This is a genomic window from Candidatus Nitrosotenuis uzonensis (assembly GCF_000723185.1).
Classification (GTDB): Archaea; Thermoproteota; Nitrososphaeria; order Nitrososphaerales; family Nitrosopumilaceae; genus Nitrosotenuis; species Nitrosotenuis uzonensis.
This window is the reverse complement of sequence record NZ_CBTY010000011.1, coordinates 147,785-161,739: the sequence shown is the minus strand read 5'-3', so window position 1 is coordinate 161,739 and position 13,955 is coordinate 147,785. Positions and strand designations below refer to the sequence as shown.

Here is a 13,955-nt window from a genome sequence, read left to right as displayed (position 1 = left end):
TTAACTTAATATTAGGAAATTCGAGGATGGATCGCGTTGACTTTGGCTAAAGGCTCACTAATCTTAATTGATTACACTGCAAAGGTAAAGGACACAAATGAGGTCTTTGAAACCACGATTGCAGACGATGCAAAAAAACATTCCATATTTGAGGCAAATGTAAAGTACCAACCAAAGCTTGTCTCTGTAGGCGAGTCTTGGGTCATAAAGGGATTAGACGAGGCTCTTGCTAACGCAAAACCTGGCGACAAAATTACTGTAGATGTTACACCTGAGAAAGGATTTGGCGAGAGGGACCCAGGCAAGGTGAGAATGATCCCACTCCGCAAACTCGGTGAAGATGCCGAAAAAGTATCAGTAGGAGATGTAATCGAGGTGGATCAGCGAACAGGAATTGTCAGATTTATCGGATCAGGTAGGGTGCAGGTGGACTTTAACCACAGATTTGCCGGAAAGACAATCGTGTATGATGTCAATGTGCTAAAATCCCTTGAGACAAACGAGGACAAAATATCAGCCATATTGAAACGCCACATGCCAGTCGAGGACTCTAAGATAGTATCAAAACTAAACGGAAACATACTGGATGTAACCATACCTGAGGAGATTTTCGGTGCTGAAGGCCTGAGGATAATTAAACATTTTATTCAGACTGACATTTTCAAGTTCATTCCTACGCTTGAAAAAATCAACTTTATAGAAAGTTACAGTAACAAAAAGGTAGAAAAACCAGCTCAGCCAACAGAAAACAAATCCTAGATTACTCCTGTAACTCTGGCAAGATCTAGTGCTTTCTTTTCAGTCATAACAACTTCTTTTAAAATGGTGTATCTTTGAGGTCTTAGCGATTGTGCTATAACGAGTGCTTGAGCTAGGTGTTCTTTTTTCAGGCCAATTTGTTTTGCTGTGGTCGGAGCATTAACGTTCTTCAAGGTGGCCACAATTTTTTTCCAGTCTTGCCCCTGCAGTTTTGCCATAAGTATTGCGCCTATTCCACATTTTTCTCCATGCAGTCCCACGTTTGGGGCTATTTTGTCAAGTGCATGAGAGAACAGATGTTCTGAGCCAGAGCAGGGTCTGCTGCTTCCTGCAATACAGGATGCCACCCCAGCACTAATCAGTGCTTCTACCACGTCTCTTGTATCAGGGACTTTGTGTTTTTCTACTGCTTCCACAAGTATTTTTGCACTCATCGATGCCAGGTTTGCTGAATATCTGCCATAGTATTCACCAGTTCTATCCCGGCCAAGCTCCCAGTCACGTACTGCAGTAATTTTTGCAACAAGATCTCCACATCCACTTGCAAAAAGTCTGCGTGGTGCTTTTTTTATTATGTCAATATCAACGAAAACGCCTAGCGGTGCAGTTGCCACTATGGAATGCGGTTTTTCACCGCGGACGGATACAAACGGACTTGCAATGCCATCATGAGATGCGGCAGTAGGTACTGAGACAAATGGTTTGTGTAAGCTAAACGCGATCATTTTAGCAACATCAACGGAACGGCCTCCGCCTACTCCTACTATAATATCACTTCTATCAGATCTAACTTTTTTTTGTATTGTGATAATTGATTTTTCATCATTGCCCTCAGGCACATGCCAGAAGTTGTGAATTTTCGAGTTTGCAAGCGATTTTTTGATTTTCTTTTGTATGATTTTCTGGACGTGCTTGCCAGCTATGATCGAGGCTCTGGAAGGAGAATCCAAAGATTTTAGGAATTTGCCTATTTGTATGATGTTCTTTTCGCCTACCACAATTAGGCGCGGAAGCTCCATTGTGTGTGATGGAGTATTAGGCATATGGTGCCTGTTGTTTTACTCCTTATCAACTTCCCTGAGAACAAAAAGTTATTTAAAAGGGGATAAACCTCTTCAGACTATCTAGGAGATTTTATTTGTCATCTAACATAGAAGAGAAGATTCTACACGGAACGACCACTGTAGGTATCAAGGCATCAGACGGCGTGGTCTTGTGTGCAGATATGCGTGCAAGTGCAGGCTATTTTATTGCAAACAACAACACTATGAAAGTACAGCAGATTGCAAGACACGCAGGCATGACAATGGCTGGCGGCGTGGCTGACGCACAAAACATCACGGATGTTCTAAGATACCATTCAAACATACACAAAGTTCAGAAAAACGAAGATATTCCGATAAAGACGCTTGCAAGACTTTGCTCCCTTCTGTTCCACCAGAACAGAGGATATCCTTTCATTGCAGATATCCTAATTGGAGGTTACGACAGTACGGGTCCTGCACTCATAAATGTGGACATGTTCGGTTCTGTGGAAGAAAAATCCTATGTTACGACCGGTAGCGGATCTCCCGTGGCATATGGACTGTTAGAGGACGAATACACTGATAACCTAAAGGTAGAAGAAGCCAAAGTTATTGCGTTGCGCGCTGTCAAGGCGGCAATAGTGAGGAATATTGGTACTGGCGATGGTATCAATGTCGCAATCATAGACAAGGACGGATTCCGCCTCTTGACAAGAGAGCAGAAGAAAGCCATAATCGCATTGTAGTGATTTAATGCAACGAAAACAACAGGAAAAGGAAGCACATTCATCAGCCCAAACTGTAATGGCAACCATACTGCAGAGTATCCCAAAAGAGGCCCAAGTCTCCAAGATAGATTACGAGGGGCCGCGCATCGCATTATACACAAAGTCACCGCTATACCTCATGGAACACAATGAGATTATATCGGATCTTGTCAACATAATCAAAAAGCGAATTGTGGTAAGAACCGAAGAATCGATAAGAAAGACAGAAGAGGAGGCAAGGCAGATAATCGCAAAGGCGCTTCCAAAGGAGGCAGAGCTTGCCGGAACTTTCTTTGATAATGCAACAGGCGAGGTGTCAGTAGAAGTAAAAAGGCCGTGGATTTTGCACAACAATCCTGCTTTTAATGTGGCGCAAGTCACAGAAGCCGCGGGTTGGCGCCTCCGCATAAGGAAGGCAACAAGCATCCAGTCAAGTACCATTCAGGCTATCAATTACAATCTAAAGGTCTCCTCATCAGACAGGGCAAAACACCTCAAACAGATAGGGGAGAACATATTCAGACCAAGACTTGCACAAAAGTCAGAAGTCTCGCTTCTGACTTTGGGCGGATTCGGCCAGGTCGGAAGGTCTTGCATGCTTTTAACAACTCCTGAGAGCAAGATTCTCCTTGACTGCGGTGTAAACCCGGGAGCACGTACCCCGGCAGAATCTTTTCCAAGGTTGGACTGGGCAAATCTCACTCTTGACGAAATTGATGCAATCGTGATCAGTCACGCACATCTTGATCATACCGGGTTTCTTCCTGTTTTGTGCAAGTATGGATACAAGGGGCCAATTTACTGTACGGAGCCCACATTGCCCATGATGAATTTGATTCAGCTTGATGCAATTAAAGTAGCATCTGCGCAAGGTAGAGCCCCACTTTATGCTGAGCGAGATGTCAAACAGATAATGAAACAGACCATAACTATTCCATATGGAACAGTAACTGACATAGCGCCCGATATGAAATTGGTTTTCTCAAATGCCGGACACATATTAGGTTCGGCCACATGTCATTTCCACATTGGAAATGGTGATCATAATTTTGTCTACACTGGTGATCTAAAGTTCGGCAAGAGTATTTTGTTTGAGAGTGCCTCATGGAATTTTCCACGTGTTGAAACCTTGCTCATAGAGAGCACTTATGGTGCAAGGGAGGACGTGCAGCCTACAAGGCAGGAAGTAGAGTCGGCTTTCATTAATGCGGTAAACAACACGCTGGTAGATGGGGGCAAGGTACTCATCCCAATTCCTGCTGTAGGAAGAGCACAAGAAATAATGATGGTAATAGATCACTACATGAAGGCAGGCCAGATGGTTGAGGCTCCTGTATTCATGGAGGGAATGATCTCCGAGGCTTCCGCCATTCATGAATCATACCCAGAATATTTAGCAAGGGAGCTGCGACAGAAGATTTTGGAAACTGATGATAATCCATTTGATTCAGAATACTTTACAAATATCGAGCATTCCGATGCACGTGAAGAGCCATTAAGGGATGGAACCCCGTGTATTATTTTGGCAACTTCTGGAATGCTTGAAGGTGGCCCAGTTCTTGAATATTTCAGAAACATTGCGCCAGGAAACAAGAACAAGATCATATTTGTTTCCTATCAAGTTAACGGAACGCTTGGACGCAGGGTCTTGGACGGAGCAAAACAAGTCTCAATGCTTGGCCGAGAAGGCAAGGTGGAAGTTGTAAACGTGAATTGTTCCATGATAAAGCTTGATGGCTTTTCAGGCCACAGTGATTACAATCAACTTCTCTCGTTCGTGCACAAGCTCAGACCGAAGCTTAGACGTGTCCTGGTTAACCATGGAGAGCGAAGAAAATGCGAGAACTTAGCTATGAACATACGTAGAATGTTCAGGGTACCAGCCCATTACCCGCAGGTCCAAGAGGCCATCAAGCTGTTTTAGATCCTCAAGATGTTGTTTTTTATCATATAGCTCAGGCTCAAAATATATTCTGTATCCGAGATTTGTCCTTGACTCCACCATTTTACCGTGTTTCTGAACCAAGGTGGAATTTTCATGTCTTCGTATTCTATTCTGATGTTTTTTGAAAAGGCGTTAGTATCGGTAAGTGTAGCGGTCTTGGTTACTTTTCTTATGTTATCTTGATTTTTTGAGAATAGCACTATGCCTGTCTCCTTATCGATAACTTCTTGGTAGTATCCGGTACTATCCTTGGCAATAAATGCCGGTCTTTGTATGTCCTTGTAACGGAAGAGTATCTCATGTGTTACAGTGAGCTCTTTTATCGAGTTTACCTTTGAGCCTACTTCAAGCGGTACTTTGTGTGCAAACTGGTAATAGATACAGCATTTTTGGGTTTCCTGAACAAGGCCTTCCTTGTTTATTTGGAAGAATTCTGTGGATTTTGCTTTCTTTGTTATTTGATCAGAGACTATCAGTAACGATGAGCTTACCTGTTGGACTGTATGTTTTACCACAACTGTCTCTTTGTTGGTTTCAGAGATCGAGTACGTCATGTAATCATTGTATGTAAGACAGATCATATCGCTGCACGTAATTGAGTGTGATAGGATCTGTTGGACTGGTATTATGTTGGAATTTATCATATGGCGTATTCCGTACGAAAGAATGTTATCTCTTTCTTTTCCCTGATACCATCTTGTGGCGTCATCTTTGATCCATTTTGGTATTCCCTCGCTTTCGCTTGTGCGATCTCTGATTATTTTTGTCACCAATGGCGCATCTAGTGCGGACGCAAGTCTTTCTAGGCGATCAGGATCGGTGGAACCCCATGCTATGTCATTATACAGTTTAAGACAGCTTCGCAGATCCTTGTTGTAAAGATGTCTTTGTTGGAATTTTTCCCTGCCAAGCTTGTCAAGATCTGGGTAGATCTTCTCGCAGTTTTGAATAATAGAGAGCTTTGATGTATCTAGCTCTGCAAAAGATTTGTTTGTAGTGCCGATTGAGAATATAGCAAGCACGCTTATTGCTATGAGAAGTTGTTTCAATGCGAAAGTTCCTTGTGTATGCATAATTAAAGACACGTAGAAATTATGCGAATCATTTTAATATTATTTTAGATCGTATTCTGGTTTCCATATTTTGACGTCCGGAGGAGTCACTATGATTCGCTCTTCTCCCAATCTTGCAATGTCTGCGTTGTAGTTTTTTGCTTGCGCATAAAGTTCTTCAACTAGCTTTCTGAGCTGCTCGACATCTTTTTGTGCCAGCGGTGTGACCCGGAGGATGAGTATCATGTTTTTTTTCATGTCCTCTTTGATTGAATGGATATCGCTCGGATCACGAATTGTGATTGCTTTCAGATAAGTTGGGCTTTCCTGCTTTTGCATCCAATTATGATGCGATCTACTCCCTCAAAAAGTCTTTCGCATCGGTTATGAACCTAATATGTGGCTTTTGTTCCTAAACTCGAAGGGGCAGATAGTCTTGCTCTTGTGCACCGATTGTAGAAATCTCTAATTTTTCTACGCCGTTGTTTTTTTCGACTACAACTATGCCAGTGGATTCCCTTGGCGCATCAGAATATCTTAGTGTTATTGATGCGCAAAGTTGTGCAAATGTTTGCACGTTTTCTCCTCGCAGTACTGCTGTGGGCCCCATATGATCCTTTGCATAAAATATCAAATCGTTTGGAAGTGCAAGAGCTTTGATCATCTCATTCTCGTCTTTGTTTCGTCCAACAACCAGTTTCGTTTTTTCATCTAATCTGAAGTGTCTACCGATTTTTAACAGATCAATGTCGTTGATGGTAGGATTTTCCACGTGAGCAAGAAGATCTTTTGCGCGTTTTCCAAATGCGGGGTCAGTCAAGAGGCATCCCCCACCTGCGTTAGGAGGATTTTCTATTCCAAACTCTTTTGCAAGTTGAAGTTGTGTTCTTCTTGATCTGCCTTTGATCATTCCAAGATTCTCTCTTTTTATCAGACCATGCTCTTCTGGGATTGTTTTTGGCAGTAATGCTGCAGACAGGGGTCGTACGATATAGCCTTCAAGATCAGATTCTTTCTCTATGGTTCTTAATGCGGGTCCGTGTTGACTCATTGGTCTTTGTCCTAACACTTCTCCAGATATGATAAATTCGGCGCCAATCTCCTCCATGTGTTTTTTTGCGGCCTTGAACATCATTGCTCTGCAATCAATACATGGATTCATTCCGGCGCCAAAGCCATGTTTTGGATGTTTTAGCATTTCGATATATTCATCTCCAAGATATACTGTCTTTAGATCGACCCCTAGTGAGTCGGCCCTCTCCCTTATCTCAAATCCACATCCCCTACCACAATCAAAATCACAAAAAGGGGTCTTGATCGCAACGGCGGACACTTCAAATCCTTGACTTTGCATCATTTTTACGGCAAGCTGGCTGTCTAGTCCGCCAGAGAGCAGTGCGACAACTTTCTTTTTTTCTTCCAACATTGAAAAGATTTGATCGCCATTATACAAACTTTGCAAAGTACATAATTGTTCTGAAGACAGTATGAAAACATTAATCCGGCCGCTTTTTCAGATTAACTGTGCGTGATAGAAGAAAAAGGCTGCTAAAGTACGCAGCCGATGTAAATTGCAATGTTTTAGTCACATTTGAGCCTGAAAACCTATTTTACATGACAGGATTTTGGGGCGAGGCGATCGGTGTTTTAGAGGCTGGCAAAACCACCATAATTGCACCCGAGCTTGAGGTAGGGCGAGCAAAAAAGGAGTCAGTTGATTGTCAGGTAGTTACAGCAGAGCGCGGAGTTGGCCTTGTGGCCTCTCTGATTGCTAGAATAAAGGGCAAAAAGATCTGCACCGACTGTCAATCATACACTACTATGCAACTGCTCCGTAAATCGGTTCCCAGTATAAAACATTCTACTGAGCCATTCTATCGTGCCAGAGAGATAAAAGACGAAAAAGAGATCACGATCCTCAAAAAAGCATCAAAAATCATTGATCAGATGTATGAGGTATGTGCAGATAAGATGTACGTAGGGCAAAAGGAGTCGCAGCTGCAATCCATGTTAATGTCGTTTGCGAACGAGCACGGCATGTTCAGCACTGGGTATCGCTCAACACTCAATCCGCTAATAATTGCAGGGGGGCCGAATGGGGCATTACCGCATGCACAAGTGACAGACAGAAAGTTTGTCAAAGGGGATCTGGTAGTAGTTGATCTTACCCTAAGATACAAAGGATATGTAAGTGATGCGACTAGAACATTTGGTGTTGGTAAAGTAAGCGAGATAGCAAAGCAGGCGTATGAAATTGTCAAGGAATCTCAAAGTGCAGGACTCAAGACTGTAAGGCCGGGAATTTCCTGCAAAGCTGTTGATGATGCATGCAGAGAATACATCAACAAAAAAGAATTTGGCCAATACTTTATTCATTCTACAGGTCATGGAATCGGACTTGAAGTGCATGAATTCCCAACAATCAGTCAAAAGAGCCAAGTCATCTTGCAGAATAATATGGCAATAACAGTTGAGCCTGGAATCTACATTCCCAAAAAGTTCGGTGTGCGTATTGAGGATTCTGTGATTGTAAGGGACAGGCCTCTTGTCTTGCACAAGTTTACAAAAGATTTGATTATAGTTTAGGCTGTTCGATGGTCGTTCATTTTTCACATACACCAATCTAACTATAATTGCAACAATGATGTTATTAGTGGAGTCATTGTTGGGTGTGTGCTTCCATTAAAACGGAAAATACCTCCCAACATTCTTCTTATGGTTTTTTAGCAACAAGTATGAGCACCTTCCATGGAAAGACGATCCGGCCGTCTTTTTTTGTGAAAGGTAGGGTTTTTGTTCTGATCTCTTCTTTCATTTGTTTAAGGTCTTTTTTTTCCAGTTCGCATATCTTTTGTTTTAGCGGAGTCGCAAGATACCGCAGGTAGTTTTTCCAATATTCTGCAAATGTTCCAGGTGAGTATTTGTATTGATATTGCATGATTTTGATGTTTGAAAATCCTGCTTTTGCTGCTTCCCTTTTTAGTTCCTGTATTGTTCCGAACCTATCAAGGGATGGAGCGCCCTTGGGCAGGTAATCGGGGATAAACTTTGTGACCACATCAACAATGCTGCTAAAAAATGGTACCGTATTACCATTTCCATGAACTGCCAATGCAAGCGTTCCGTTATTTTTCATACAACGTTTTATGTTTCTGAGTACTTTTTGTGAGTCTGGAAAGAAAAATAGTGCATATTGACATGTTACCTTGTCAAACTTTTCATTAAAATGAATACATTCTGCATCAGCTATAATAAAATCCGCGCTTCTGTTTTTGACATAATTTTTTGCTATGTATATTGCGGTCTGAGAGCTATCAATTCCTACTACACGTCCTTGCGGGCCAATTTTTGAGAGGATTTTTTTTGTTACAGCTCCAGTACCGCATGCAACATCAAGTACAGTGTCGCCATGACGGATTTGTGCCAATTTTATAATTTCGTCGGTACTCTTGAATGGGCCTACGCCGTCTTTTGCCCACCTCCGATGATATCTTGGTGCGATTTCATTCCAAGTTTTTATCAGTCTTTTTTTGTATTCAGTATAGAGCTTACGTGTCTTGAGTCCTGCCATATTCTCTAACACTAGACGTAAGACAGACTTTATTATATCGTAAAACCTGATCATGCATTATGGAAGCAACTCTGAAGGGAGGCAAGCTGCACGATATCACACAGTTGGGAGTAAGATTGGCAGTAGGCGTAATTTTTATCGTACAGGGCTCGGGCAAATTCAATGAAGGTTTTGTCGGATTTCTTACCAACATAGGGCTTCCGCCCGAGATGCAGATTCCCATAGCGCTAGCAGAGGTAGTTTCAGGGATTCTACTGGCAGTTGGAGTTCTGAGCAGAATCTCGGCATCGCTGCTTTCAATCATCATGCTTGGAGCCATCTTCCATGTAAAGGGAGCCCAGAGTCTTACGGGTCAGGGAGGATATGCGCTAGACTTGCTTATTCTTGCGTGTTGTCTACTAGTAATAGCTTCAGGCCCCGGAAGGGCGTCAATATCGCACGTGGTAAAAAGAATTCCAAGATTTCTACACTAGTTTCTTAGATGATCTCAGTTTTACCAGCAGCATTGCAGGCAATGCAAAATACATCAGGATATTGAGCAATATTATTCCAATTCCATAGCCCATGACTTGTTGTTCAGAGTGCACGTCAGCGTAGCTTAGAATGGATAGTGTGGATAGCATAGGGGTGATTGTTATCCTTACGAGCTCCTTGAAAAGTGGGCTTTGTCGCTCCAAGTCAGAAATTGTTGGGCTGAACGAATAGTAAATGTGGTTGAATGCAGTCATAAAGGCAGTTCCAGAGCCAGTGGAAAACAGGACGTTTTGGCGTAATTCTCTGAGCATCTGGACTTGGGACGACATTTCTGTTCCGTATGCTGCCGTGGCGATGAGACACCCACCGTTCTTCTCATCTGATGTTTTTGTTGGTGGTGTGGCATAGGATGTGGATATTTGGAATGTGTCGATTACTGCCTGAAATTTTGGTTCGGATTTTGCAAAGTCATTTTCGCTATTGGTGTAGGTCAGCACGTAGAATTTGTCATCTTTTTTGATAACTACTTCCTTGAATTTTACGTTGATAAGTCCTGAGTCCATGTCAAAATTTCCGTCAACATATCTGATGAATGCTTCGTTGCCGTTGATAGTGGAGCTCTCTTCGCTTATGATCTTTACCGTGCCTGCTTCAATTGCAGGTTTTAGTGATTTTTTAATGGATTCTGCATAGTCGGTAATTGACGTGCCATTAGCATCAAGTATGGATACAGAGATCGCCGGTGTAAATCCGCCGATTTTTGAGCCAACAGCTACAATATCAGGTGTTTGTGAGTTTCTTTTTGGTGGTTCTTGTACAAGCCAACCAGCTGGTGCATCAAATGATATTCCCAGTTTTTCATTAGAATATTTTTGTGGCATCTGCTCTGATGGAGTGTCGACTCTTTGTGGTTCTCCAAGATCAAGCAGATCAGGAATCTCTGATCTTTGTTTTACCTCGGCTTTTAGGATCTCACCCTGCCCCCAGTTCAGAGGTATGTCGTTAGTTGCCTGGCCTCCAGTTTCTAAATTGGCAATCTTATCAAGTGTGGCATAGCTAGAGTTTGTAGCTAATCTTCCAAACGCTGCATAGTTTCTATCAAGGTGTGGAGAGTCCTTGTGCACGATAAAGAACTGTGAGCTTCCGCTGTCAGGATCAAGCCCCCTTGCCATTGAGACTATTCCTCTCTTGTGCATTATGTTGTTAAATTCCCCGGGAATCAAGTAACCGGCATCACCAGTTCCCCACTCTTCCACTTTTTTGTAGGCACCAGGTTTTGTTTTTGGGTCGCCTCCCTGAATCATAAAGTCCTTGATCACCCTGTGAAAGATCGTTCTGTCATAGAATTGGTGTTCTGTGAGGTTGAGGAAATTTTCAACTGTCACAGGTGCATCATCAGGAAAAAGCTCAATTACCATCTCTCCAGACGGAGTATGCAATACCACCACCTTGTCAGATATACGAGTCTCTGCAAATGCTTGTGGTACAGCAAGTAATACAATAAGCAAGATCGGAATTACTGCTATGCCTAGTTTCAACAAGTGGTCGTTTTTTAGTCTCAAATAAAAGCTAATTGGGTTAGTTTTTAACAAGTTTTGATTCAGACTAAAATGAATGGATGTAGATGAAAAAATAAAGGCCCATCTTCTTTCCGTCTGGCGCAAAGAAAAGAAGCTTTTCTCAAGGGGAAAGGAATGCATGCTGCTTGTCACTACAAAACACGTCATGTTCATATCAAAAACTGAGGCAAAGATGAAGTGGTGGAAGGCGGCAGTTCAGAGACAGGCAATAATACTGATGAAGTCCCCAGACACTATGCTAATCCATGACGGATATGACGAGAAAAATCTGCAAGAAGATATACAGAATGAAAAGAACGAGGTGTTTTTGTTAACAGATGTCATATCAGTTGATTCTGAGGAAAAGTCTTGGGGGAGTGTATTGAATCTCAAGATTCGAGATGGCGAGAAAGAAAAGAGTTTTGAGTTATCAATTGTAAGGGATTGGGTAGGTTATCCAATAAGAGACCCGATCAAGTTTCTCAAGGTTGACTGGAAACCCATAGTGCAGTACATACGGGAAAAAGGAGTTACACACTAGATTGACAAATGTTTTTGCCGTTGGCGTCGGACCTGGATCCAGCAAGTATGTGACAGAAATTGTAAAAGACATTATACAAAATTGCGATGTTGTCATAGGTTACAAGTATACACTCAAAACAATAGAGTCGCTCCTTGGTGGAAAGGAAGTCTATGAGGTGACTATGAAGGATCAGGAGGACACATACCAGAAGGTTGCAAGAAATCTGGGGGAAAAGAAGCTGGTAATTCCGTTTACAGGCGATGTTAATTTCTCAGAATCCGAAGTGGTCGACAGGTTAGTTGAGATTTTCGGCAAGATCCAGATAGTTCCAGGAGTTAGTGCCGTGCAGGTGGCGGCGGCAAGATCTCAGGTTCCACTTGACAAGTCCAGAGTGATAACCATGCATGTAACCACGTCGATTGAGGACAAAAAACTCGATCTCCAGAAGGCGTTAATTGACGGGTACAGTGTTGTGTTGGTTCCAAGACCATGGCCAAGGATGCCGGAAAAACACTTTATGCAATCAGAAATTGCAAAATACTTGAAAAGAAACGGCTTTGACACATCGAGATTAAAAGTGCATGTCTACGAGTTTTTGACCACTGAAAAAGAAACCGAGTTTGTTGGTACCGTCCAAGAGCTAGAGGGAAGAGAGTTTTCGGATCTGTCTGTGATGGTCATTAATCAGACGAAGTTGGAATCATACATCAATTTCAAAGACTAGTTAATCTGGGTCTTTGGAGACTGGACCTTGGAGCTATCAATAACGAAGATCGTCATGTCTATCCATTGGTATTTTTTATCAAATAGCCTGTAAAATCCCTGTTCATCAAATGTTACTGTCCACGATCTTCCCGGTAGGATTTCACTACTTGAGATCTTGCCATCCGAAGTAAACGTCTTTTTTCTTGAGTTGTAATTGGCAGTGCCACTTTCCAGCGAATGTGATTGTGTATCCTCGTTTATGAACGTGATCTTGGTTCCAGGAGGTATTGTCAATCTATCCTCTGAGAGATATCTAAAACTGAATCCAGCTTGTTGGTCTACGTAGGTCCGATCTTCTGGGTTTGCAGCTCCCTTCAATATTTTTACGACCACGTCTGATTTCTGCGTAGTCTGGGTTGGAGCGATTGCAAATTCGGAGATCATTGCAGTGTAAAAGAGCTTTGTTGATTTTCTAGAAGGATCAGTAAGAGTTCCAGATATGGTGTATATCGAGTCTGTTGTGGTTTTACCGACAAGCCTTCCAAGTGCCTTGAGTGAGTATTGTTTTCCATCGGTACCAGTTGCAGTAGAGCTTATCGTGATTATTTGCCCGTTCCGCAGCGCCGTGCCACTAAATCCTGAGATGGTCATTTCTTTTCCGTCAGTGGCAAACAGCATGCTAGATAATGAAAGATCTACATTTGTTTTCTTCTGTCCTGATGTGAAAATGAGCTCAATGTTAGTATCGGTGATAGACCGTTCAGAGACCGCAAAGCCGTTGCCTGTAAGTGAGTATGCTTTATTTGCAGCAATCTGCGCCTCTGCCGGCTGGTACGACAGAATCACTGCCATGCTTATTAAAAACAGTGTTGCGATAAGATATAATTTCACAATATATTGATGATGTGATTTTGTTTATAGATTACTACCAAATTATTTTTGTCCAATCTGCTAAATTTTATCAAGGCAGAATTACGCCTAATTTATCCTGAGTGGGCCGTTAGATTCGGAGAAGGTCTCAATCATGTACGCCTCGATTATTCCTCCTGCAAGCAAAAGTCCAACCACTATTCCGATTTCAATTAGAAGTGGTTTTATCTGCTGCCTGATTGGCATTTTCTTGAAAAGGCCCAATATTAGCAGAAAGCTGCGCGACATTGCAATCGAGTATGCAGCAAGCTCCATTATTCCAAACGGAGTAGCAAAGATCAGGGCAAGGGGCGGGATTTGGGCCAGAAACGGTGCAGTGGTTGCAAGCGCCGCAAAGGCAAAGCCTGTAGAAAACGCTGAGAAAATCCCCCACCCGATTCCAAATCCTGGTATAAACATTGCAAGTGCGATCTCAGTATTGTGCATGAAGATCTCAAATCCAAAGTTGCCTGTCTGTAGTGCAGTCAGGAGTTTGTTGAATTCGTCCAGAAAGATCTGTGCTTCTTCTTCAGGAACCTCCATCTCTGCACCGAGCGAAAAGGCTGCTGAAAAGACACCTAGGAATACAAAAAAATACAGTATTCTTTTCTTTAGCACATCCACGCTCTTGGTTTAGCTTATTTGAGTCTGTTGCTTGGAAGAAAA

15 protein-coding genes are annotated in these 13,955 nt (G+C 42.4%); 7 read left to right on the top strand and 8 right to left on the bottom strand.

The window, feature by feature from the left end:
• The first annotated feature begins 36 nt into the window (after window positions 1–36).
• Window positions 37–759, top strand: coding sequence for a peptidylprolyl isomerase (locus NITUZ_RS09115; RefSeq protein WP_048197276.1), 723 nt, complete (start codon window positions 37–39; stop codon window positions 757–759).
• Here NITUZ_RS09115 and NITUZ_RS09110 read toward each other — a convergent pair.
• Window positions 756–1,802, bottom strand: coding sequence for a sn-glycerol-1-phosphate dehydrogenase (locus tag NITUZ_RS09110; RefSeq protein ID WP_244443856.1), 1,047 nt, complete (start codon window positions 1,800–1,802; stop codon window positions 756–758). The two genes, NITUZ_RS09115 and NITUZ_RS09110, sit on opposite strands and share 4 nt — an antisense overlap.
• A gap of 95 nt (window positions 1,803–1,897) precedes the next feature.
• Here NITUZ_RS09110 and NITUZ_RS09105 point away from each other — a divergent pair, with 95 nt between their 5' ends.
• Both NITUZ_RS09105 and NITUZ_RS09100 read left to right on the top strand, forming a co-directional pair.
• A complete protein-coding gene (locus tag NITUZ_RS09105) occupies window positions 1,898–2,530 on the top strand; it encodes an Ntn hydrolase family protein (RefSeq protein WP_048197275.1) in 633 nt (210 codons plus the stop codon).
• Between the two features lie 7 nt (window positions 2,531–2,537).
• Complete coding sequence (locus NITUZ_RS09100) at window positions 2,538–4,475, top strand: beta-CASP ribonuclease aCPSF1 (RefSeq protein ID WP_048197274.1); 1,938 nt, start codon at window positions 2,538–2,540, stop codon at window positions 4,473–4,475.
• Here NITUZ_RS09100 and NITUZ_RS09095 read toward each other — a convergent pair.
• The 3 genes from NITUZ_RS09095 to NITUZ_RS09085 form a co-directional block, all read right to left on the bottom strand.
• Window positions 4,472–5,545: a hypothetical protein gene (locus NITUZ_RS09095; RefSeq protein ID WP_155991575.1), complete on the bottom strand. Its 1,074-nt coding sequence runs from the start codon at window positions 5,543–5,545 to the stop codon at window positions 4,472–4,474. The genes NITUZ_RS09100 and NITUZ_RS09095 overlap by 4 nt on opposite strands.
• Window positions 5,546–5,608: 63 nt before the next feature.
• A complete protein-coding gene (gene sepF / locus NITUZ_RS09090) occupies window positions 5,609–5,887 on the bottom strand; it encodes a cell division protein SepF (protein ID WP_048197272.1) in 279 nt (92 codons plus the stop codon).
• Between the two features lie 73 nt (window positions 5,888–5,960).
• Complete coding sequence (locus NITUZ_RS09085) at window positions 5,961–6,971, bottom strand: tRNA (5-methylaminomethyl-2-thiouridylate)-methyltransferase (protein WP_420887322.1); 1,011 nt, start codon at window positions 6,969–6,971, stop codon at window positions 5,961–5,963.
• Between the two features lie 101 nt (window positions 6,972–7,072).
• Between NITUZ_RS09085 and NITUZ_RS09080 the strand changes: the two genes are divergently transcribed.
• On the top strand, window positions 7,073–8,134 hold the full coding sequence (locus NITUZ_RS09080) for a M24 family metallopeptidase (protein ID WP_048197271.1): 1,062 nt from the start codon (window positions 7,073–7,075) through the stop codon (window positions 8,132–8,134).
• Between the two features lie 127 nt (window positions 8,135–8,261).
• Here NITUZ_RS09080 and NITUZ_RS09075 read toward each other — a convergent pair whose 3' ends face one another.
• Window positions 8,262–9,119: a class I SAM-dependent methyltransferase gene (locus NITUZ_RS09075; RefSeq protein WP_048197270.1), complete on the bottom strand. Its 858-nt coding sequence runs from the start codon at window positions 9,117–9,119 to the stop codon at window positions 8,262–8,264.
• 59 nt (window positions 9,120–9,178) lie between these two features.
• On the opposite strand from NITUZ_RS09075, the gene NITUZ_RS09070 reads away from it, so the two are divergent.
• On the top strand, window positions 9,179–9,592 hold the full coding sequence (locus NITUZ_RS09070) for a DoxX family protein (protein WP_048197269.1): 414 nt from the start codon (window positions 9,179–9,181) through the stop codon (window positions 9,590–9,592).
• Here NITUZ_RS09070 and NITUZ_RS09065 read toward each other — a convergent pair.
• Entirely contained in the window at window positions 9,584–11,131 is a 1,548-nt protein-coding gene (locus tag NITUZ_RS09065; protein ID WP_052370158.1) for a peptidylprolyl isomerase, read from the bottom strand. The two genes, NITUZ_RS09070 and NITUZ_RS09065, sit on opposite strands and share 9 nt — an antisense overlap.
• Before the next feature lie 76 nt (window positions 11,132–11,207).
• Between NITUZ_RS09065 and NITUZ_RS09060 the strand changes: the two genes are divergently transcribed.
• Window positions 11,208–11,693: a hypothetical protein gene (locus tag NITUZ_RS09060; RefSeq protein WP_048197268.1), complete on the top strand. Its 486-nt coding sequence runs from the start codon at window positions 11,208–11,210 to the stop codon at window positions 11,691–11,693.
• A 1-nt stretch (window position 11,694) separates the two neighbouring features.
• The gene (gene cbiE / locus NITUZ_RS09055; RefSeq protein ID WP_048197267.1) at window positions 11,695–12,399 is read left to right on the top strand and encodes a precorrin-6y C5,15-methyltransferase (decarboxylating) subunit CbiE; all 705 of its coding nucleotides are present in this window, start codon (window positions 11,695–11,697) and stop codon (window positions 12,397–12,399) included.
• On the opposite strand, the gene NITUZ_RS09050 is transcribed toward cbiE, so the two are convergent.
• Window positions 12,396–13,232 carry a cupredoxin domain-containing protein gene (locus tag NITUZ_RS09050; protein ID WP_048197266.1) on the bottom strand — a complete coding sequence of 279 codons (837 nt, stop codon included), beginning with the start codon at window positions 13,230–13,232 and terminating at the stop codon, window positions 12,396–12,398. The genes cbiE and NITUZ_RS09050 overlap by 4 nt on opposite strands.
• Window positions 13,233–13,358: 126 nt before the next feature.
• Complete coding sequence (locus NITUZ_RS09045) at window positions 13,359–13,907, bottom strand: stage II sporulation protein M (protein WP_081844935.1); 549 nt, start codon at window positions 13,905–13,907, stop codon at window positions 13,359–13,361.
• Window positions 13,908–13,955: the final 48 nt, after the last annotated feature.